This is a genomic window from Allobosea sp. UNC402CLCol, assembly GCF_000745475.1.
Taxonomy (GTDB): domain Bacteria; phylum Pseudomonadota; class Alphaproteobacteria; order Rhizobiales; family Beijerinckiaceae; genus Allobosea; species Allobosea spartocytisi.
The window spans coordinates 143,577-161,610 of record NZ_JQJJ01000015.1 but is presented as its reverse complement, the minus strand read 5'-3'; the positions used below and the strand labels follow the sequence as shown (position 1 = coordinate 161,610).

Here is an 18,034-nt window from a genome sequence, read left to right as displayed (position 1 = left end):
CTTCAAGCTGAGAGACGCTGCTTTACGCACCTAGTCGATCTTCTTGGAGAGCTCCACGCCAGCCCCAACCCACTCATAATACCTTTTTGGGCAAATCTCTCGCGCAGCGCGGAAGTTCGTGGCAGCTTCGGCAGGGTCATGTGCGAGAAGATTTTCGCCGATATAGAAGTTGGCTTCGCACCGTTGGTTTTGATCGCGGACGGCATCCTTGCTCGCTGCAAGTGACCGCAGGGCTGCCACATCGATTTCACTGCGAAGATAGCGCATCACGGGACCAGGCCATTTGGCCAGGTCGAGTTGCTGCGCAACCAGATCGATGCGAGGGCCCAGACCCGCCCGCAGTGACGCCAGATGAACCCAGATTGCCGCGTAATGGTCTTTGGGATCGAGTTCCCGCGCCTTCTCCAGCTCGACCAATGCCCTCTCATAACGGCCGTCGAGATAAGAGAACCAGCCGCGCTGCCGATGGGCACTGAAACTTTTCGGATCGTGGAGCAGCGCGATGCTGCTGAAATTGATCGCAGCAGCCTGGTCACCGGTCGCCGACATCACAAACGCAAGTGCTATCCAGCCGGGCACGTTTCCAGGTAAGGCTGCTAAAAGCTTCTGCAAGTCATCCTTGGCGGCAGACCATTCTCCAAGCCCTTGCTCGGCGTCAGCGCGCAGATAGAGCAGTTCGGGATCGAGCGGGAGTTGGAAGGCCAATGCCTCGGTCAGCTTCAGCTTGGCTTCAACGAAATCATAGGCCGCTATGCGGGATCGTCCGACAGCCTTCAGCGCATTACGGTAAATCGTCAGCGCGAAGGTCTGGTCATTCCGCCTCAGCGCCGCGGCTGTGACTTTTACCCCCTGAAGCGCGCGATCTCTTGCAGAAACATCCGAGCCGGCGGCCAGGGCCAGCGCCATCTGCACTCTCGGATCACGTGGATAGCGTCTTGCGAGCTCGTTCGCCCGGGCCCCCCATTCCGCGTCGCTCTTCGGCATGACTTGCGCAGGCACGAGAAGACGATCCAGCGAGAAGTCGCCAAATCCTGCACTTGGGATCGATGCGGCTGTGGCAGCAGAGGCGAGAACAGCAGCCCCGACGGCGAATCTCCCGAGTGCTGGAAGGCGGTCCGATCTGTAAAAGAGCATAAAAATCGCGCCAACGGCGCTTCCTGCCAAGGCGCCGCCCAGATGCGAAGCATGATCTGAACCTAAATCCGGAAGCCCACTGCCTTGAGCCAGGGAGCCTCCGAGAACCACGATGCTGACAGCTTGCAACCAAAGCCGACGCGGTCCCTCAGCCAGCCGAAACGAGAGGATCAAGCCGGCGGCCATGAGGCCGAGGATGGCTCCCGAGGCTCCCATGCTCATCGTGTTGGGCAGGTTTTGCATGATCGAGAGGCCGGCTCCCGCTAGGCCGCTCAGCAGAAAAATCGCAACGAACCACGCAGCGCCGATGATGGGCTCCAGCAAGACCCCGACCGCAAGGAGCGCGACGAGGTTGGTGGCGAGATGGTTCAGGCTCCAATGCAGGAATGAGGACGTCGCGAGCCTGTACCACTGCCCGCCTTGGGCGGTTGCCTCATAGGACACGCCGCCGAACAGACCTCCTGTCTGCCAATCGACCGAAAAGCCCTGCACCCGCCCGGCCAAACGCGCATTTACGAGCTCCGCCGCGAATATCAGCACCAGCAACAGCGCCAACCCCAACGCGGCCTTAGAGGTGATTGCTGAAGTTCTCAATGAAAATGGGACGCTCTTCGTTGATGGCGGCTCTGTCGACCGTGCCTCGACAGACTGCGGATCGACGACCATCACGACGCGCGTCCTAGCCGCCTGATCGTAAAAGCTGTCACGCCGTTTGAAGATCGCGATCACTGCGGCAACGAGTGCGATCGTCGGCAGCCAGCCGGCGATACTCAACAGCCCCATCATGACATCGCTCGGTTTTAAGAAGCCCAGCCAAGCCGCGCAGACTGCAACGGCGGCGAAGCCGACTGCTGGCAATCCAGCCGCGGCGAACAGCAGATATCGTATGGTCAGGTCTTTGCCGCTCGCGATCTCAGGAACCTCAAGCCGCCATGACACGACCTGGAGACCCGCCGCCAGTCTTCCAGGTGATCTCCAGCCGTGGCGCTCTAAGGCCCATCGCAAGAATGCGAGCAGCGGCCATTGCATCAGCGTGAAGTCGAAGGCTCTGATCGGTGTATCGGTCGTGTCGAGGGTGAACCCGACGGTCTGCCTCAACGGCGAATCCGGCATCTTGCGCTCGAAGACGTAAGATCGCGCGACCGGCTTGCTGAAGAAATATGAGATGCATATCGCTTCGCCCGTTGGAGTAAATCCAGCCGGCAGAGACACGCCGACCGGACGCTCCTTGGCCATCGAACATTGTTTCTGAAAGGCGCCGCTGTCCTGAATCCGTCCGCCTGTCAGGTCAAAAACGCTCGCCACGAGTGCCTGCGTTAGCACCATGATGATCAGGTAGTCGATGAGAAGTGCGGCGCCACGTCTTGTGATGCCTGCTCTGACCCAGAACGGATTTTCCGTCATGCGAACGCCCCCGGCCGGTTCGGCACCAGCGTCGAAACGACTAGGCAAGCGAACCGAGTGCAAAATGGCATAAGTAATGTCGTAACGTCGCGTAGACCGTCATCACCAATTCGTTGAGGTAGCATCGATTGGTGACCGGCTGCTGCCATGGCTAAGCCGACGTTCGCCTGAGGTCGCGTGTTTCCGGCACATGCGCCCCACGGCGTCTTGGCAGATCGATCGAATTGCGCCAATCGCGGACGTTAGCTTCTCGACTGAAACCAGACATTAAAAGTTGGGAAAACCGCTTTGGATGTCGATCGCGGCAGGAACATCCGAAACACCCCGAGCCAGAAATTCGCACGTCGCGAGGGCTCAAGGAATGATCACTTCCGCCGCCAAACCGCCACCGACGCGATTGGAGAGCCTGACCGACCCGCCGATGGATGAGGCCAGTTGCTGGGCGATGGCGAGCCCGAGCCCGGCTCCGCCGGTCTCGCGGTTGCGCGATGGCTCCAGGCGAAAGAAGGGCTGCATGGCGGCGGACAGCATCTCCTCGGGGATGCCGGGGCCGCAGTCCAGCACGGTGATCGCGATGGCGCCGCCGTCCCTGCGCTCCATCGCGATCTCCGCGGCGCCTGCGAATTTCAAGGCATTGTCGATGAAGTTCGACAGGATGCGCCGCAGTGCGTGCGGCTTGGTAGAGGTGATGCCGTCGATCCGGCTGGCCACCGTCACCACCTTGCCGGTGTCCTGATAGTCATAGGCGATGCTGTCGACCAAGGAGGCAAGGTCGATCCGCGTTTTCTTCTCGCCATTGCTATGAGCGCTGCGTGCATAGGCGATGCCGTCCTGCACCAGCCGCTCGATCTCGCGGAGGTCGTTGACGAGCTTATCCCGCTCCGGCGAGTCGTCGGCCATGTCGGCGCGTAGCCGCATGCGGGTGATAGGGGTTTGGAGATCGTGCGAAATCGCTGCGAGGATCTGCACGCGCTCTTCCAGATAATGCGCGATCCGGTCGCGCATCGCATTGAAGGCCCGGGCGGCATGAACGACCTCGCTGGGGCCGGCCTCGCTCAGGGGCGGACTCTTCGCGTTGGGGTCGAGCGCCTCGGCGGCGGCCGCGAGTTCGCCGAGCGGACGGACCGCCTGCTTGACCGCGAACCAGACACAAGCCAGCAAAAGGACCATCTGCGCCACCAGAACATAGGGCAGCCAGTCCGCGACCGGCATGATACCGCGCGGGGTGATCTCAATGGTCAGCGGGCTGCCGTCGCTCAAGGTCAGATGGGCCTGCAGGCGGCCGTCCTCGCCCGGGATCGCCTCGATCCGCAAAGGAAAGCGCGGACCGGCGGCGCTTGCCAACCTGGCCGCGATCTCCTGGCCATGGCGTGAGGTGTTGGGCACGCCGGCAAGGCCTGGTCCCAGGGCGAGCGAATAGTTGCCACGGCTGAGCCATTCGAGCAGCTCGGGTCGCTCGGTTGCCGGCGTCCGGTCGAGGACTGCGATCGAGGTCGCAACATCGTTCTCCAGCGTGCGGAACATCACCGCCGTCGCCGATAGGGTGCGCTCCGCGTAGAGAACGCCGAAGGAGAGCCCGTAGGCGATCGCGAGCCCCGCGAGCAGGATCAGGAACAGGCGGGCGCGCAGCGTCCGGGGCAGGAAGCGAAAGCGGAACGCGGCGTTCGCGGTCACGACCTGGGTTCCGTGATCTCGACGGGGACCGCAAGAACGTAGCCCTCGCTACGTACGGTCTTGATATAGGTCGGCTCGCGCGCATCGTCGCCGAGCCGCTGGCGCAGTCGACTGACCAGTAGGTCGATCGAGCGGTCGAACAATTCGGCATCGCGCCCCTGCGTCAGGTTCAGGAGCTGGTCGCGGTTGAGGACGCGCTGGGGATGATCGATGAAGACGCGCAGCAGCCGGTATTCGGCGCCGCTCAGCGCCACCTCCGTGCCTTGCGCGTCGAGGAGATGGCGCCGCACGGTATCGAGCCGCCAGGAGCCGAAGGTCAGGATCTGGCCGGCTTCGCTGATCTGCAAGTTCGGCGGCAGCATCCGGGTGCGCCGCAGCACAGCATTGATCCGCGCCAGCAATTCGCGAGCGGCGAAGGGCTTCGAGAGATAGTCGTCGGCGCCCATCTCCAGCCCGATGACGCGATCCATCTCGTCGCTGCGGGCCGTCAGCATCAGGATCGGCGTCGCCTTGTGCTTACCGGCGCGCAATTCGCGGCAGAGCGCGAGCCCGTCCTGCCCTGGCATCATCACGTCGAGCACGATCAGGTCGACGGTGTTGGCGTCGAGGAAGCTGCGCATCTGGCGCCCGTCCGCGGCGATCGAGGTCCTGAGCCCGTTCTTCGCGAGATAGCTCGATACCAGATCGCGGATCTCACGATCGTCATCGACGATCAGGATATGATCGACATGTTCCATGTCCAAACTTTCAGCTTCTACTGAAGGCCCTTCGTAACAGGCATTTCTCATAGCCGGCGGGCGGGTTCCGGCGAAGCCCCGAAAGCGGTCTCAGGGGACACCGGGCGCTGGAATGACGCCCGGTATCGGCCTGCCGCTCTATGAACCCGCCAGCGTCGACGCCACGGCCGGGAGCCAGGACGCGACGCTGGTATCGCTTGCGTCCCAGGCGCACGGCACGGCGGCCAGCGCGGTGATCGCCAGCAGGATGAAGGCGATCCTTCGTTTGCGGACGGTGGTCATGTCATCCCCTCCTTGCGACGGCGTGCTCAGACGACGCTCAGGTCCACATTGATGTTGCCACGCGTGGCCTTGGAATAAGGGCAGGTTTGGTGGGCTTCGTCGACGAGGCTCTGGGCGAGCTCGCGGTCGAGACCGGGCAGGCTGACGCACAGGCGCGCCTGCAGGAAATAGGCGCCGTCCTTCGTGCCGAGATCGACCTCGGTATCGACGGCGAGATCGGCGGGGAGCGCGACCTTGCGCTTGCCGGCGGCCAGACCGATCGCGCCGACGAAGCAGGCCGACCAGCCAGCGGCGAAGAGCTGCTCGGGATTGGTGCCGGCGCCGGCGCTGCCGGGAGGCGACAGCTTGATGTCGAGCCGGCCGTCGGTGCTGCGCGAGGCGCCGTCGCGGCCGGTGGTGTGGGTGCGGCCGGTATAGAGAACCTTGTCGATCTTGGTCATGGAACGCTCCATCTGTGGCGCCGCCATGAGCGGCGGCGGGTGATGAAGCGTTTCCCAGGCAGAGTTGTCGGGATTGTTTTGCGAACCGACCGATTTGTAACGCAGCGTATGTGCAGGGCGTTTCGACATGTTGCGCCACGAGGAGGCGTTCGCGGTTCAGGTCGGGCCGCGGATTGTATCGGCCTGTATCGTCGCTCCTCCAGGCGAGGGAACGCTTACAATTCCCGCCATCGCCGAAACAGCGGGGACACAGCCGCCGGGCTTATCGCGATCTCTCGCCACTAAGGACGAAACTCATGTCAGAACAGATCGATCAGCCCCGCCGCAGCCTCCTGAGTGCCTTCGCATTGGGAGCAACGCTTCTACCCTTCGCGGGAACCGGCGTTGCCCATGCCCAGGCGCGTTCGCCGTCCTCGTCCGCTTCGCCGGCTGCAGGGCAAGGCGGCCACGCAACCTTCGCCGCGCTCAAGCAGGTGAAGGCTGGCGTGCTCGATATCGGCTATGCCGAGGACGGCCCGGCCGATGGCCCGCCAGTTCTGCTGCTGCATGGCTGGCCCTACGACATCCACAGCTATGTCGATGTCGCGCCGATCCTGGCCCAGGCCGGCTATCGCGTGCTCGTGCCCCATCTGCGCGGCTACGGCACCACCCGCTTTCTCTCCGCGGATACCCCACGCAACGGCCAGCAGGGGGCGCTCGCCACCGACATCATCGCCTTCATGGACGCGCTGAAGATCGAGAAGGCCGTCATCGGCGGCTATGACTGGGGGGCGCGCACAGCCGACATCATCGCCGCGCTCTGGCCGGAGCGCGTCAAGGCGCTGGTCTCGGTCAGCGGCTATCTCATCGGCAGCCAGGACGCGAACAAGCCGCCGCTGCCGCCCAAGGCCGAATTGCAGTGGTGGTACCAGTTCTATTTCGCCACCGAGCGGGGCGCGGCCGGCTATGCCAAGTACACCCATGACTTCGCCCGGCTGATCTGGGAGCTCGCCTCGCCGCAATGGAAGTTCGACGACGCGACCTTCGCCCGTTCGGCCGTCGCCCTCGACAATCCCGACCATGTCGCGATCTCGATCCATAATTACCGCTGGCGCCTCGGCCTGGCGCAGGGCGAGCCGCAATACGACGCGCTGGAAAAGAAGCTCGCCGCCTTCCCGAGCATCGGCGTGCCCGCCATCACCATCGAGGGCGATGCCAATGGCGCCCCCCATCCGGAGCCGGCGGCCTATGCCAAGCGCTTCACCGGAAAGTACGAGCACCGGCTGTTTAAGGGCGGCATCGGCCACAACCCGCCGCAGGAGGCGCCGCGCGAGTTCGCGCAGGCGATCATCGACGCCGACAGGCTCTGAAGCCGAAACCTCGACGCGAAGAAAGGCGCCCGGGCGAGAGCCCGGGCGCCTTTTTGATGGCCGGCTGTGCCGTCGGGACAGCGTTCACCCGAAGGTGAACGCATAGGCTTCCGCACCGGCATCCAGGAAGCGGATCTCGAAGACGCGCTCTCGAACCTCCCCGGCTTGGCGAACGAGCTGATAGAGCCGGGTTTCCGAGAGCGTGCCGTTTCCGGCCGCGTCGATATCGGCTCCGTGGTCGGCGGCGGGCGGCGCCCCATCGACCGTGACCTGGAAGCGGATCGACTTTCCTGCCGGGCCCGACCCGAGCACGAGATGCAGGTCGCGCGCGCTGAAGCGGAGGGCGATGGCGCCACCGGCGCGGGAAAGTCGGGCGCTTTCCGCGCCGACCGTCCAGTTGCCGTCGAGCCCCCATTGATTGAGGCTGAGCTTGCCCACGCTGTAATCCTGCGGCCGGTCGCTCGTGATCCCTTCCGGCGAAGCGAAGCCCGACGCCTTGGAAAAGCCGAGATAGGCTTCGCCCGAGCGGATATTGGCCAGGTCAGGCGCAGCCTGGGCGCCGGATGCCTGCGGCGTCACGAAGTTCGACGCCGCTTTGCGATGGCCGGCAGCCTCGGCGAGGAGATCCTGGATGGCCCGATCCGAGAGCGCTTCGCCGCCCTCACCGAACTGGGTGTGGCGGATCCGGCCCTGCGCATCGACGAGATAGATCGCCGGCCAGTAGCTGTTGCGGAAGGCGCGCCAGATCCGGAAATCATTGTCGACGGCGATCGGATAGTTGATCCCGAACCGAGCTGCCGCCTGCCGAATGTTCTCAACCTTCTTCTCGAAGGCGAATTCCGGGGTATGGACGCCGACCACGACGAGACCGTGATCCCGGTACTCCTCTGCCCAGGCGCGGACATAGGGCAGGGTGCGGATGCAGTTGATGCAGGAATAGGTCCAGAAATTCACGAGGACGACCTTGCCCCGCAGCTCCTGCGCTTTTAGCGGAGCGGTATTGAGCCAACTCACCGCGCCGTCGAAGCCTGGTGCCGCGCCGAGATCGGGCAGCCTGCTGCGATAGGGCTGGGCCGGCATTCCGGAGCCGCTCGACGCGCCATTCTCGGCGACGCGCAACGCGGCCGCACGATCGTGACCGAGACCGTCGAGGAGGCTCTGCTCGATGCCGGTGGTTGCCGCGAAGGAAAGCCTCGTGAGCAGCCCGGTGTCGAACCCGAAGCCGATCGCCAGCACGCTTCCCAGCACCGCGACGCCGACGCCCCGGCGGACGCGCTCGCCGAGACCCAGCGCGCGCTTCATCGCCGCCAAGACCTCGCCACCGACCAGCACGGCGAGCGCGAGCGAGGTCGCTGCTCCCGCCCCATAGGCGGCCAAAAGGAGGACCGTTCCGGCATTGGCGCCGTGCAAGGCGGCGCCGGTCAGCACGAGGCCGAGGATCGGGCCCGCGCAAGGCGCCCAAAGCAGTCCAGTCGCGACGCCGAGCAGGGAGCCGCCGATGGATCGCGGTCCGGCGGTGTTGCCACCGGACAGCCGCTGTCCGAGCGCGACGAGGGGCCGATGGAAAAATTCCGCTGCGCGGGTCGAGATCAGGGTTACGCCGAAGACGCCCAGCAGCAGGAGCGCCATGTAGCGCCCGGCTTCGTTGGCTTGCACCACCCAGCTGCCTCCGATTGCGGCGAGGCTGGCGACGGCCGCAAAGGTCAAGGCCATCGCGAGCAGCATCGGCAATGCGCTTCGCCGGAAAGGGGGGTCGGAGCGGGAGAAGACGAAGGGCAGGATCGGAAGGATACAGGGGCTGAGGATGGTCAGCACGCCGGCAAGATAGGAGGCGACGAACAACGTCATGGCAGGTCCTCTTGAAGGCGGGACCGCTGCTTGTCGCGCTCGCCGCCGCTATGCCTGCACTTGAACCCTCAACGTATCCTCATTGTTTTTTCCGCGGACCGGTCTGTAACCCTGTGTAGTCCGCAGCCGGCGCGGACGGAGATCAGCGACAAATGGGTCGTAAGCCTGTGTTCGATCCTTTTCCTGCGGCAGTCGCAACAGGAAGGAGGGGTGAACCGTGATGAAGCCCAGCCGCTCCCCGAAATGGGTCGCGCCGCGATTGCGCGAGATCGGCAAGGCCTTCCCGGCCAAGGCCAGGACGGCGGTTGCACCCAAGGCGACGACGAGATGCGGGTTCACGAAATCCAGCTCCCGCTCGAGCCACCAGCGATAGTGCCTGACCTCCCCGGTTGTCGGCCGCTGGTGTATCCGCCGCTTGCCGCGCTGCTCGAACTTGAAGTGCTTGACGGCATTGGTCAGGTAGCTGGAGCGCCGTACCGTCTGAGGATCGAGGGGGTCACCTCACCTCAGACGGGAGCCTCCCATGAGCCCTGACGCCATCTCTCCGCTGCGCCGGCGGATGCTCGAGGGACATGACCGTCCGCCGATTTGGCGAGCACACGCAGCGCGACTATGTGCGGCAGGTCCGTGAGTTCACGGCCTTCCTCGGCTTGCCGTCGGACCGGGCCGAGCCCGAAGATCTGCGGCGCTATCAACTTCACCTGGCTTCCCTCGGTCCCGAGCGCGGGCCTGCTGCGCGCGGATATCTCTCTCGCTTCGGCCTCGTTGGCGCCGAAGCCGCCCAAGAATCGTTTCCAGTTCTAAGTGCAGATCGTGATCCGACAGCGGTTCACAGCCGCCGTTTGTCTTCGGCAGGGTGAAGCAAGCCAGGCTTCCTGAGATACTCCTCAGCGCAATATCAGGTTCATGCGCTGCGGCCGGTTCGACCGAAGCGTCACCTTCATGACGGGCTTGGGTGGCTCGGGCTCGATCGTCGTGAGCCGGACCTTCTGAAGCAGCACAGCCAAGATGGCGACCGCCTCCATGACGGCGAAGGCATTGCCGATGCAGACGCGTGGACCCGCACCAAAGGGCATGTAGGCATAGCGGTGCCGTGCCTTGGCCGCCTCCGGGCTGAAGCGATCCGGGTCGAACGCCTCGGGATCCGACCACAGGGAAGCGTGGTGATGCACCGCGTAGATCGGTACGATCATCACCGTTCCGGCCGGAATGAGATACCCCCCGAGCTCGAAGTCCTTCAAAGCGGTCCGCGTGATGATCGGCGCGGGGGGGTAAAGGCGCATGGCTTCCGAGAAGGCCTGCCGCGTATAGACCAGTTTCGAGACATGCTCCGCGTCCACCGGCTCGCCCATCGTGACCACATCGATCTCGGCGAGAACTTTTCCTTCGATCTGCGGATGCCGCGCCAGCAAACCGAATGTCCATGCCAGCCCGAGCGCCGTCGTTTCATGTCCGGCCGTGATGAAGGTCATGAGATTGTCGACGACTTCCGGGTCGCTCATCCTGCGCCCGCTTTCCGGGTCAGAGGCCGACAGAAGCATGTTCACAAGATCATGGCGGTCATCCGGGTGCTTGCGCCTCTCCTCGATCACGCTCAGAAGACTGGACCGCAGGAATGCAACGGCGGCTTCGGCCTTGCCGCGACCGGGATAGGGTATCCACTCCGGGGCGTGCAAAAGTCCGAGCGCGAACGTCCAGCCGGTCGGCTTGAGGAAATCCGAAATACCTTTCTCGACCCGCCCGACATCGATGCCATGTCCGCCGGACATCATCGTCTCGACAATGATGTCGAAGGTGGTGCGCATCATCTCGTGGCTGACGTCGACTGTTCCGTTGCCCACCCCGATCCACCTGTCGCGCGTGCGCCGAGCCGCTGCGATCATTGTCGGCTGGAGTTCGAGAAGCTTGTCGTGCCGGAAGGCGCCGGCAACCGACTGCCGTTGCCATTTCCAATGTGCCCCGTCCGCCGTCAGCAAGCCCTGGCCGAGCGCCGGTCCAAGGGCTCGCCTGACTTGATCCCCTTTGCCCAAAGCTTCTGCATTTTTGACCAGGGCCTCGTGGATCAGCGCAGGATCGGCCAGGTAGACCTTCAATTCTCCGGCGGATTTCGAAAAAACCAGGGGTTCCGTGAAGACCGATGGGGGAAGCGCGTCGAGCGGGTTGCGCACGATCGCCAGCAGGGTCGCGAGCGTTGACTGCGGCGTCAGCGGAAACGTGGTCTTCAGCGTGCGGTCATTTTGAGCCGAGCTATCCATAATGCGCATCCTTGCTCGCTAACCGTCCACCTCGTAGATGTAAGGTGCGTACCTTAGACGATCTAAGGTGGGCACCTTAGATATGCAAGGGAGGCATATGAAAAGGGCAGGGAACCTCGATGCGAAAAAGGCCGATCGCGTTGGCACCCGGGACCGGATCCTGGATGCCACTCTGGTGCTGTTCAACGATCGGGGCCCGGATCGGGTCACGACCGCCGAGATCGCCCGAACGGTCGGCATCAACGAAGGCAACCTTTATTATCACTTCAAAACGAAGGAAGCGCTTCTCCAGGCGTTGTTCAAAAGACTGGAGGCCGACGCGACGGTTTTCATGGAGGACGCAGGCTCGAACACCGCCACCGATCCTGACGTTTTCTCAGGTTTCTTGCGGCGCTGGTTCTCGATCGTCTGGGACCATCGCTACATTTTCCGGGATCTGCCGGGCATCATCGTCATTGCTCCCACCCTGCGTGAGCCAATCCGTGTGCTGAGTGCGGCAATGCGCCTCGTCGTAGACGGGGCACTTCGCCAGATGAGAGATGCGAAGCTGATCGACGTTCCAGACCAAGACGCACCACTATTGCTCGCCAATGTCTGGATCGTATCGACCTACTGGGCGGTTTATCTCAGCCTGCAGGAAGGTATCGAGGACCTGGGACAGCAGCATCTCGATTGGGGGCTGAAACAGGTCGCGAGCCTATTTCGACCGTACCTGTCGGATGCGGCAAAGAGCGAGTTGAACGCCATGCTCCTCGGTCGCCCGGGCATGCAAAAGGCGGTTTGACAGCGCCCGGTTCGCGCGAAAGAGGCGTTCCGCGAAGCGCACAAGATCGGGCTTCAACGCCCGGGCTGTGGCGCGAATGCGTTCGACATCGGCGGGCGAGGCCTGGTCATCGGCGACGGCATTTACTGGACCAGATCACCGCCGCGCGGTCGGGCATGGTGATCGCGTCCGGGTCCGGACACCGTCGGAGCCATCGAGCGGGAATGGGCCCGTTCCCGGATGGAGCCTTCACGATGTCACACGATCCGTCGGTAGCCCGGAGCCACGCCTTCCAGCTCGCACAGACCCTCATGGTTCCGGTCACGGTCTTCCGGTCGAACGGGGCCTTCGGCGTTCTGCCCTTCGCCGAGCTCGACGATGGCGAGGCCGAGCTCATCGCTGAGTTCGATCCGTTCGAAACCCGGCCGGCTCGTTGAGCCGGCGCTTTTTCCCTGCGGGTGCCGCTTGCGAGCTGCGGCGGCAAGGGAAGCTGACGCCGCTGGCGCGCCCTTGCCGCCATGGCTCTTCGCGGCCTGCGGAGGTTGCTCCGCGAGATGCGGGGACAAGGAAACAGGCAAGGAAAGGCGGACGCGAATGCGCCGGCACGACTATGAAACGGACCGAATTGGAGGCGTTACGGGAGCGTGTGCCCTGCGCGGCGGTGCTGGAGAAGGCCGGCTTCGCGATCGATCTGCCGGAAACCACGCGCAAGGCGGTTAAATACCGCCGCGGTGACGCGATCGTCATCGTGATCCATGCCGGACAGGGTTGGTTTGATCCGTTGTCCGAGGCCAAGGGCGATGTCTTCAGCCTGGTCGAACATCTCGATGGCGTTACCTTTGCCGAAGGTCTCGATCGCGTCGCCGCACTCGTCGGCTACAAGCCGAAAGATCCGATCTTTTCCCGGCCGCCGGGCGCTTCGAGACAGATCCTGCCCGTGCTCGCGCGATGGGCGAGGCGGCGCAGACCCTGGCCAGGCTCGGCGACCTGGCGCTATCTGCGCGACGAGCGCTGCCTGCCGGAGGCTCTGATCCGCGCCGCTGTCGGAAACGACATCCTGCGCGAGGGGCCGCAGGGGAGCATGTGGGCCGCCCATCGCGACGAGGTCGGGGCAGTCACGGGCTGGGAGGAGCGCGGTCCGCAGTGGCGAGGCTTCTCGACCGGCGGCAACAAGCGTCTGTTCCAGTTTGGATCGGCGGGGGCAAAACGCCTCTGCGTTACCGAGGCCGCCATCGACGCGATGAGCCTCGCTGACCTCGAGAACGGAGGGGCCGACAGCCTCTATCTCAGCACCGGGGGCGGGTGGTCGCCGGCAACCGACGCGGCGATCCGTGCGCTCGCGGCGCGCGCCAATGCGCTGCTGGTCGCCGCGACCGACAACAACCGACAGGGCGAAGCCTATGCAGAGCGGTTGCAGGCGATGGCGATCACGATCGGATGCGGCTTTGAGCGCTTGCGGCCCGCCCAGACGGACTGGAATGCCACGCTGCAGGCGAAAGCGGCAATGGAGAAGGGGGAAGGAAGGAGGGGGCAACCGGCTGCCGCATGCCCGCCGGCGGCGTCAAGGGAAGCTTCGCCCGCGCTTCGCGACCCCGACCCTTGACGCCGCCGGACGGAGAGGCGGCTGCGGGGAGGGCTCGCAGGGCAGAAGATGATGGTGAAGCCGAGGAGGTGAGCCGCGCTTCAGCCCGACGGCGCAAGGAGCCTGCCCATGACCCCGACTGCCATCCGCAAAGTCTTCGAGGGCGTCGCCGAGCGGCGCCAGATGTTCCGGATGTTCGACCGGCATGCACAGCGACCGAACCGTTTCAAGGATGATGCCGGCGCCGTGAGGAGCACGCCGAGGCGCTTCAGGCTAAGCGTCGATGGCACGCCCGGTGGATTGCGGCGCGCGGCAATCTCATCATGGTTGGCACTATGGCCACGCACGCCTTCACATCGTGCGGCAAGGCTGTCGTGCGGATTTGGAAGCTGACGCTCTAAGCAAAAAGCCCCCGGCGCGGGGGGCATCCGGGAGCTTCTCTGTGGGTCCTTGACCGACCCGACTCGCAGTCTAGCAGATATCCGTTATGCCGCGACGAGCCGATCTAGCTTGGCGTAGATTTCTGCCTTCGCGTCCTGCTCGTGCGATAGATCGAAGCTGCTTTGCAGGTTGAGCCAGAAGTCAGCCGACATCCCCAGCACCTTCTCAAGCCGAAGTGCCGTATCAGCAGTCATTCCGGTCTGCGCCTTCAGCAGCTTGGTCACACGGGTCACCGGCACCTTCATGGCGCGCGACAAAGCGCGGGCCGAGATGCCCATGGGCTCCATGAATTCCAAATAGAGCATTTCGCCGGGGTGGGTGGTGATGCGAGCCATGTCGTATCTCCTATCATTCATTCAAGCAGGCAGTCATTCATTCAGTGGTAGTCAGTTATCTCGATCCTCATCGCTTTGGTTCCATCCCAAGTGAAGCAGACCCGATATTGGTCGTTGATGCGGATGCTGTATTGCCCTTCGCGATCCCGTTCGAGCTTCTCGAACTTGTTTATCGGCGGGATGCGAAAGTCGTCTAGCCGCGCAGCATTCAGCACCATGTCCAGCTTCCGGGCAGCGACACGCTCGAAAGCCTTCCATTCAGCGGGGCATTTCCCCGTCTGATGAAAAGCCCGGGTCGCTTTGTCAAAGAACCTAGCCATCGTGGGGTGTTGCATAACATGAAACACTCCACCGCGCACTTCGGCAGGGCTGCGCGGCATGACGGATGGCGGCGATGGTCGCCTTCTCCGGACGGATGTCCGCGTCGCATCCTACGCGCGGCGCGCCGCAGGCTCGCTTCCTACCGGTCGCGCGGTGGGGCGAATTCGCTTTCGCCTGGGAGAGAGCGGAGAAGCGCCGCCTGCTCGCGGAGGTCGATGCGGCGCTTGCGACGGACATCGAGGGCGTCGGTGCGATTGACGCGGTTGTGGCCTGATCGGCCTGGGCTGGCCTCGCCCGAGGGCTAGGCCGGCCATCGACATGTTCGTCAGGGCTGTCGCGAAAGACGATGCTCGTCGTCGATCACAGTCAGGCGGCACGGTGTCGTATCGCTCCACCTCCAGAGAACGAGGTTGAGGTCGTCGCGGGTTGCCCCCGGCGCGAAGCTCCTGACCAGCAAGGCGTGATAGCCAGAAGCAATGAGCCTGCGAGCGAAGGTCTGGGTTTTCGCCTCTCCCGAGGTTCTCATCTGATCGCGCCAGGCCGGATCATCGAACACTCCGACATCCACCCCCTCAGCCCGAAGGGCCTCGTCGTCCCGTGTATCGAAGATGCGTTCGATCTGTGCGTCGTAGGCGACCAGGGTGGTCGGCTGCAGGCTGCCGACCTGGTTGGCTTCCCGCAAAGCCGTCATGATCGACAGCGACGTGTACAGCGCCACTGTGCCCTTGCGGTTGAAGCGGCCGCCATACAGCTCAGCGCCGCGGCCTGATAACGGCTCGCGTGCATAAACCGGGTTCAGCGCCCGATAGAGGACACCCTGGAAACGCATCAGCCGGGTTATGCGTGAATGCCGGCGTCGACCGCGTCGATATAGTCGAGCACTTCGTCGGCGCGGCCGTCACGGACGAGCTGCATCGCCGTCAGGCCGGAAAAGCCGGACAGGGGCTCGGAGCGATACCAGGCATAGGCCATCAGCGCCGAGCCGAAGCGCGGTTCGACCTTATTGATGATTTCCGTCACTTCGCGCAGCCGGCGTTGCGTCTTGTCGGAGCGGATGCGCTCCTTGCGCTGGATCGCATCCTTGCCGAGGCCAGCCGTGCGGGCGATTTCCTCGCTCGTCGTGCGCAGGGTTTCCGCGATCTTGCGCGGCGAGAACAGCCCGCCATCAGCATATTGGGCAAGCCCCATGGCGTTCACCTTCATTGAGAGGTGCCAATCATTCTGACGCAATATAGCGTCTAAACAAGCGCGGTTCAATCCAGTCGGCAAAAGAGAGGGGAAGCGAAAAAGCGGCTCGCAGACCGGGCGGGCCGCTGCCGCTGCCGCTCAACCGCGCCGCTCGCGATCCCGGCCCGGCGTCCCGCGCAGGGCTTCACGCGCCCCGCTTGGCCGCCCGGCCGGGCTGCTCGGCCGCAATTGCTTCGGCCCACCCGCTCCGCGGTTGCGAGGGGGTCTTCGGACAGAAAACGGAGAAGGGCCGGTGCCAGACCGCGCCCACACCCCCTGAACAGGAGCCTGCCATGCAACTCAAGAAGGTCGATCCGCGCGCGTTGAAGGACAATCCCGATCGCTCTCGCCGGACGAAGTCCACGCCTCGGGCCGATGCCCTGCTGCTCGCCACCATCAAGCTCGTCGGCATCCTGCAGCCGCCGGTCGTCGTCCCGGAGCAGGGCGGCGGTAACGGCCATGTCATCGAGTTCGGCCACCGTCGCGTGAAGCAGGCGATTGCCGCCGGTCTCGACGAGATCGAGGTTCTGGAGGTCGAAGCTTCGGACGATCACGGCGCGATGCGCTCGATGATCGAGAATCTGGCTCAGGAGCCGCTCAACCCAGTCGATCAGTGGCGTGGTATGGAGCGGCTGGTCGTGCTCGGCTGGACCGAGGAAGCGATCGCTGCAGCGCTGGGGCTGGCGCTTCGCCGCGTTCGGCAGCTCAGGCTTTTGGGCAGCGTCCTTCCCGCCATGCTCGATCACATGGCTAAGGGCGACATGCCCAACGAGCAGCAGCTCCGCATCATCGCGGCGGCCCCGGCCGGCGACCAGAAGGAAGTCTGGAAGAAGTACAAGCCCTCCAAGAACGATCCGAAGGTCACCTGGTGGAACGTCTCGAATGCGCTGACCAAGACCCGGATGTACGCCAAGCATGCCAGCTTCGACGACGAGCTCGCGCGCGCCTACGGCATCGAATGGGTCGAGGACCTGTTCGGACCCGCCGACGAGGACGGCCGCTACACCATCGATGTCGAAGCCTATCTCGGCGCTCAGCAGGAGTGGATGACCAACCACCTCCCCAAGCGCGGCATCATCGCCGAGGTCAATAGCTGGGGTGAGCCGGTTCTCCCGCCGAAGGCGGAGCGCGTCTACGGCAAGGCGGGCAAGAGCGATCGCGTCGCCATGTATCTCGATCGCAATGGCACGGTTCAGAGCGTGGCCTATCGGATGCCGGCTCCGAAGACGGCGCAAGGCAACGGCGCTTCTCCTTCCGACGGCGCGGCGGAAACTCAGGGCCGTCCCGATGTCACGCGCCGGGGGATCGGGATGATCGGCGACTTCCGCACCGATGCGCTCCACGAGGCCTTGAGGCGGGCGCCAATCACCAACGACACCCTGCTGGCGCTCCTCGTGCTGGCGCTCGCCGGGCGCAACATCTCCATCGCATCGGGGACCAGCGACGATGTCTATGGCTTTGCCCGGATGGATCGCCACGCCGTGCGGCTGATCGGCCAGGACGGCAAGCTCGGCTTCGATGAGAAAACGCTGCAGCAGGCTGCGCGCGGCGCATTGATCGAGGTGCTCTCGTGCCGGCAGAACCGCTCCGATTCCGGGATCGTCGCCCGGATCGCCGGCGAAGCAATCGGTGCGGACGCGTTCCTGCCGAACATGGGTACCGAGGAGTTCCTCACCTGCCTGTCGCGCCCGGCGCTCGATGGCTCGTGCAAGGATACCTCGGTCCTGCCGCGCCTGCGCGTCAAGGAAACCCGGGCCGCGCTCGTGGCGCATTTTGCCGGAGGCCGCTTCGTCCATCCGTCGGCACTGTTCGCGCCGGACGCGGCCGCGCTGGCGAATTGGCTCGCGAAGCACGAGGCAATTCCCGAAAACGAGAAGGATGAGCCCTCCGCGGAGCAGGACAACGCTGGCGCCGCGCCCCAGGGCGATAAGGCGGGGCCGTTCCGCGAGGCTGCCTAGTGGCCATCCGCATCATGCGTCGAACCGACTCCCCGCCGCCGGCTCGTCCGGCGGCGGTTTCGTTTCCGCCAGGACAGCAATCCTCGCGTTCAGCGCAACGTCAAGCACGCGGTGCGGCGATCCTGTCGCACTTGGCTCGCCGCCCGATCGCTTGCCGGGGCCCCGGATGCTTAATCGTACCGGGATCGAGGCGACCATCCGCCCGTGGCGGCCGGAGATCTGGGCGCGCGCTGGGCCGACGGCCTGACCGGGGCTTGTTCGAGGTCGCAACCGTCGCGGCTTGG

General features: G+C 64.4%; 18 protein-coding genes and 2 pseudogenes. 8 read left to right on the top strand and 12 right to left on the bottom strand.

Going from position 1 to position 18,034, the window contains the following annotated elements:
- Positions 1 to 30: 30 nt before the first annotated feature.
- The 5 genes from GY40_RS26720 to GY40_RS20825 all read right to left on the bottom strand — a co-directional run bounded on the left by GY40_RS26720 (position 31) and on the right by GY40_RS20825 (position 5,671).
- Positions 31 to 2,538, bottom strand: a complete 2,508-nt coding sequence (locus GY40_RS26720; protein WP_051988355.1) for a rhomboid family intramembrane serine protease — start codon at positions 2,536 to 2,538, stop codon at positions 31 to 33.
- 354 nt (positions 2,539 to 2,892) lie between these two features.
- Complete coding sequence (locus GY40_RS20835; protein WP_038366377.1) at positions 2,893 to 4,212, bottom strand: ATP-binding protein; 1,320 nt, start codon at positions 4,210 to 4,212, stop codon at positions 2,893 to 2,895.
- Positions 4,209 to 4,949: a response regulator gene (locus GY40_RS20830; RefSeq protein ID WP_038366373.1), complete on the bottom strand. Its 741-nt coding sequence runs from the start codon at positions 4,947 to 4,949 to the stop codon at positions 4,209 to 4,211. Before GY40_RS20830 ends, GY40_RS20835 begins: the two co-directional genes overlap by 4 nt.
- A 138-nt stretch (positions 4,950 to 5,087) precedes the next feature.
- Positions 5,088 to 5,231 carry a hypothetical protein gene (locus tag GY40_RS27720; protein WP_156116025.1) on the bottom strand — a complete coding sequence of 48 codons (144 nt, stop codon included), beginning with the start codon at positions 5,229 to 5,231 and terminating at the stop codon, positions 5,088 to 5,090.
- Positions 5,232 to 5,257: 26 nt separating this feature from the next.
- Positions 5,258 to 5,671, bottom strand: coding sequence for an organic hydroperoxide resistance protein (locus GY40_RS20825; protein ID WP_038366572.1), 414 nt, complete (start codon positions 5,669 to 5,671; stop codon positions 5,258 to 5,260).
- 296 nt (positions 5,672 to 5,967) lie between these two features.
- Between GY40_RS20825 and GY40_RS20820 the strand changes: the two genes are divergently transcribed.
- The gene (locus GY40_RS20820) at positions 5,968 to 7,020 is read left to right on the top strand and encodes an alpha/beta fold hydrolase (RefSeq protein WP_038366370.1); all 1,053 of its coding nucleotides are present in this window, start codon (positions 5,968 to 5,970) and stop codon (positions 7,018 to 7,020) included.
- A gap of 84 nt (positions 7,021 to 7,104) precedes the next feature.
- On the opposite strand, the gene GY40_RS20815 is transcribed toward GY40_RS20820, so the two are convergent.
- On the bottom strand, positions 7,105 to 8,868 hold the full coding sequence (locus GY40_RS20815; protein ID WP_038366367.1) for a cytochrome c biogenesis protein DipZ: 1,764 nt from the start codon (positions 8,866 to 8,868) through the stop codon (positions 7,105 to 7,107).
- Between the two features lie 48 nt (positions 8,869 to 8,916).
- A pseudogene (locus tag GY40_RS27255) lies at positions 8,917 to 9,333 on the bottom strand (uracil-DNA glycosylase family protein); the annotation flags it as partial.
- Between the two features lie 107 nt (positions 9,334 to 9,440).
- Here GY40_RS27255 and GY40_RS28035 point away from each other — a divergent pair.
- Entirely contained in the window at positions 9,441 to 9,728 is a 288-nt protein-coding gene (locus tag GY40_RS28035; RefSeq protein WP_197062794.1) for a hypothetical protein, read from the top strand.
- Positions 9,729 to 9,755: 27 nt separating this feature from the next.
- Here the strand turns inward: GY40_RS28035 and GY40_RS20805 are convergent, their stop codons facing one another.
- A complete protein-coding gene (locus GY40_RS20805) occupies positions 9,756 to 11,123 on the bottom strand; it encodes a cytochrome P450 (protein WP_038366362.1) in 1,368 nt (455 codons plus the stop codon).
- Between the two features lie 97 nt (positions 11,124 to 11,220).
- Here GY40_RS20805 and GY40_RS20800 point away from each other — a divergent pair, with 97 nt between their 5' ends.
- The 4 genes and pseudogenes from GY40_RS20800 to GY40_RS27715 all read left to right on the top strand — a co-directional run.
- Positions 11,221 to 11,907, top strand: a complete 687-nt coding sequence (locus GY40_RS20800; protein WP_051988354.1) for a TetR/AcrR family transcriptional regulator — start codon at positions 11,221 to 11,223, stop codon at positions 11,905 to 11,907.
- Positions 11,908 to 12,140: 233 nt separating this feature from the next.
- A complete protein-coding gene (locus tag GY40_RS20795) occupies positions 12,141 to 12,323 on the top strand; it encodes a hypothetical protein (RefSeq protein ID WP_038366568.1) in 183 nt (60 codons plus the stop codon).
- 173 nt (positions 12,324 to 12,496) lie between these two features.
- Positions 12,497 to 13,489, top strand: a complete 993-nt coding sequence (locus GY40_RS20790; protein WP_349236411.1) for a DUF3991 domain-containing protein — start codon at positions 12,497 to 12,499, stop codon at positions 13,487 to 13,489.
- 108 nt (positions 13,490 to 13,597) lie between these two features.
- Positions 13,598 to 13,717 (top strand): annotated as a pseudogene (locus tag GY40_RS27715) (DUF1419 domain-containing protein); the annotation flags it as partial.
- A 236-nt stretch (positions 13,718 to 13,953) separates the two neighbouring features.
- Here the strand turns inward: GY40_RS27715 and GY40_RS20785 are convergent.
- A complete protein-coding gene (locus GY40_RS20785) occupies positions 13,954 to 14,244 on the bottom strand; it encodes a HigA family addiction module antitoxin (RefSeq protein WP_038366359.1) in 291 nt (96 codons plus the stop codon).
- A gap of 41 nt (positions 14,245 to 14,285) precedes the next feature.
- Positions 14,286 to 14,564, bottom strand: coding sequence for a type II toxin-antitoxin system RelE/ParE family toxin (locus GY40_RS20780; RefSeq protein ID WP_038366566.1), 279 nt, complete (start codon positions 14,562 to 14,564; stop codon positions 14,286 to 14,288).
- Between the two features lie 74 nt (positions 14,565 to 14,638).
- On the opposite strand from GY40_RS20780, the gene GY40_RS20775 reads away from it, so the two are divergent.
- A complete protein-coding gene (locus GY40_RS20775; protein ID WP_038366356.1) occupies positions 14,639 to 14,839 on the top strand; it encodes a hypothetical protein in 201 nt (66 codons plus the stop codon).
- Positions 14,840 to 14,890: 51 nt separating this feature from the next.
- Here GY40_RS20775 and GY40_RS20770 read toward each other — a convergent pair whose 3' ends face one another.
- Both GY40_RS20770 and GY40_RS20765 read right to left on the bottom strand, forming a co-directional pair.
- Positions 14,891 to 15,394, bottom strand: coding sequence for an RES family NAD+ phosphorylase (locus GY40_RS20770; RefSeq protein ID WP_038366353.1), 504 nt, complete (start codon positions 15,392 to 15,394; stop codon positions 14,891 to 14,893).
- A gap of 8 nt (positions 15,395 to 15,402) precedes the next feature.
- Entirely contained in the window at positions 15,403 to 15,753 is a 351-nt protein-coding gene (locus GY40_RS20765; RefSeq protein WP_038366564.1) for an antitoxin Xre/MbcA/ParS toxin-binding domain-containing protein, read from the bottom strand.
- Positions 15,754 to 16,085: 332 nt separating this feature from the next.
- Between GY40_RS20765 and GY40_RS20760 the strand changes: the two genes are divergently transcribed.
- The gene (locus GY40_RS20760) at positions 16,086 to 17,750 is read left to right on the top strand and encodes a ParB N-terminal domain-containing protein (protein ID WP_038366352.1); all 1,665 of its coding nucleotides are present in this window, start codon (positions 16,086 to 16,088) and stop codon (positions 17,748 to 17,750) included.
- Positions 17,751 to 18,034: the final 284 nt, after the last annotated feature.

Bases quoted from the DNA above. Each gene is read 5' to 3' on its own strand.
- GY40_RS26720 (WP_051988355.1), bottom strand. From the start codon at position 2,538: ATGACGGAAAATCCGTTCTGGGTCAGAGCAGGCATCACAAGACGTGGC.
- GY40_RS20830 (WP_038366373.1), bottom strand. From the start codon at position 4,949: ATGGAACATGTCGATCATATCCTGATCGTCGATGACGATCGTGAGATC.
- GY40_RS27720 (WP_156116025.1), bottom strand. From the start codon at position 5,231: ATGACCACCGTCCGCAAACGAAGGATCGCCTTCATCCTGCTGGCGATC.
- GY40_RS20825 (WP_038366572.1), bottom strand. From the start codon at position 5,671: ATGACCAAGATCGACAAGGTTCTCTATACCGGCCGCACCCACACCACC.
- GY40_RS20820 (WP_038366370.1), top strand. From the start codon at position 5,968: ATGTCAGAACAGATCGATCAGCCCCGCCGCAGCCTCCTGAGTGCCTTC.
- GY40_RS20815 (WP_038366367.1), bottom strand. From the start codon at position 8,868: ATGACGTTGTTCGTCGCCTCCTATCTTGCCGGCGTGCTGACCATCCTC.
- GY40_RS28035 (WP_197062794.1), top strand. From the start codon at position 9,441: ATGACCGTCCGCCGATTTGGCGAGCACACGCAGCGCGACTATGTGCGG.
- GY40_RS20805 (WP_038366362.1), bottom strand. From the start codon at position 11,123: ATGGATAGCTCGGCTCAAAATGACCGCACGCTGAAGACCACGTTTCCG.
- GY40_RS20800 (WP_051988354.1), top strand. From the start codon at position 11,221: ATGAAAAGGGCAGGGAACCTCGATGCGAAAAAGGCCGATCGCGTTGGC.
- GY40_RS20795 (WP_038366568.1), top strand. From the start codon at position 12,141: ATGTCACACGATCCGTCGGTAGCCCGGAGCCACGCCTTCCAGCTCGCA.
- GY40_RS20790 (WP_349236411.1), top strand. From the start codon at position 12,497: ATGAAACGGACCGAATTGGAGGCGTTACGGGAGCGTGTGCCCTGCGCG.
- GY40_RS20785 (WP_038366359.1), bottom strand. From the start codon at position 14,244: ATGGCTCGCATCACCACCCACCCCGGCGAAATGCTCTATTTGGAATTC.
- GY40_RS20780 (WP_038366566.1), bottom strand. From the start codon at position 14,564: ATGGCTAGGTTCTTTGACAAAGCGACCCGGGCTTTTCATCAGACGGGG.
- GY40_RS20775 (WP_038366356.1), top strand. From the start codon at position 14,639: ATGGTCGCCTTCTCCGGACGGATGTCCGCGTCGCATCCTACGCGCGGC.
- GY40_RS20770 (WP_038366353.1), bottom strand. From the start codon at position 15,394: ATGCGTTTCCAGGGTGTCCTCTATCGGGCGCTGAACCCGGTTTATGCA.
- GY40_RS20765 (WP_038366564.1), bottom strand. From the start codon at position 15,753: ATGGGGCTTGCCCAATATGCTGATGGCGGGCTGTTCTCGCCGCGCAAG.
- GY40_RS20760 (WP_038366352.1), top strand. From the start codon at position 16,086: ATGCAACTCAAGAAGGTCGATCCGCGCGCGTTGAAGGACAATCCCGAT.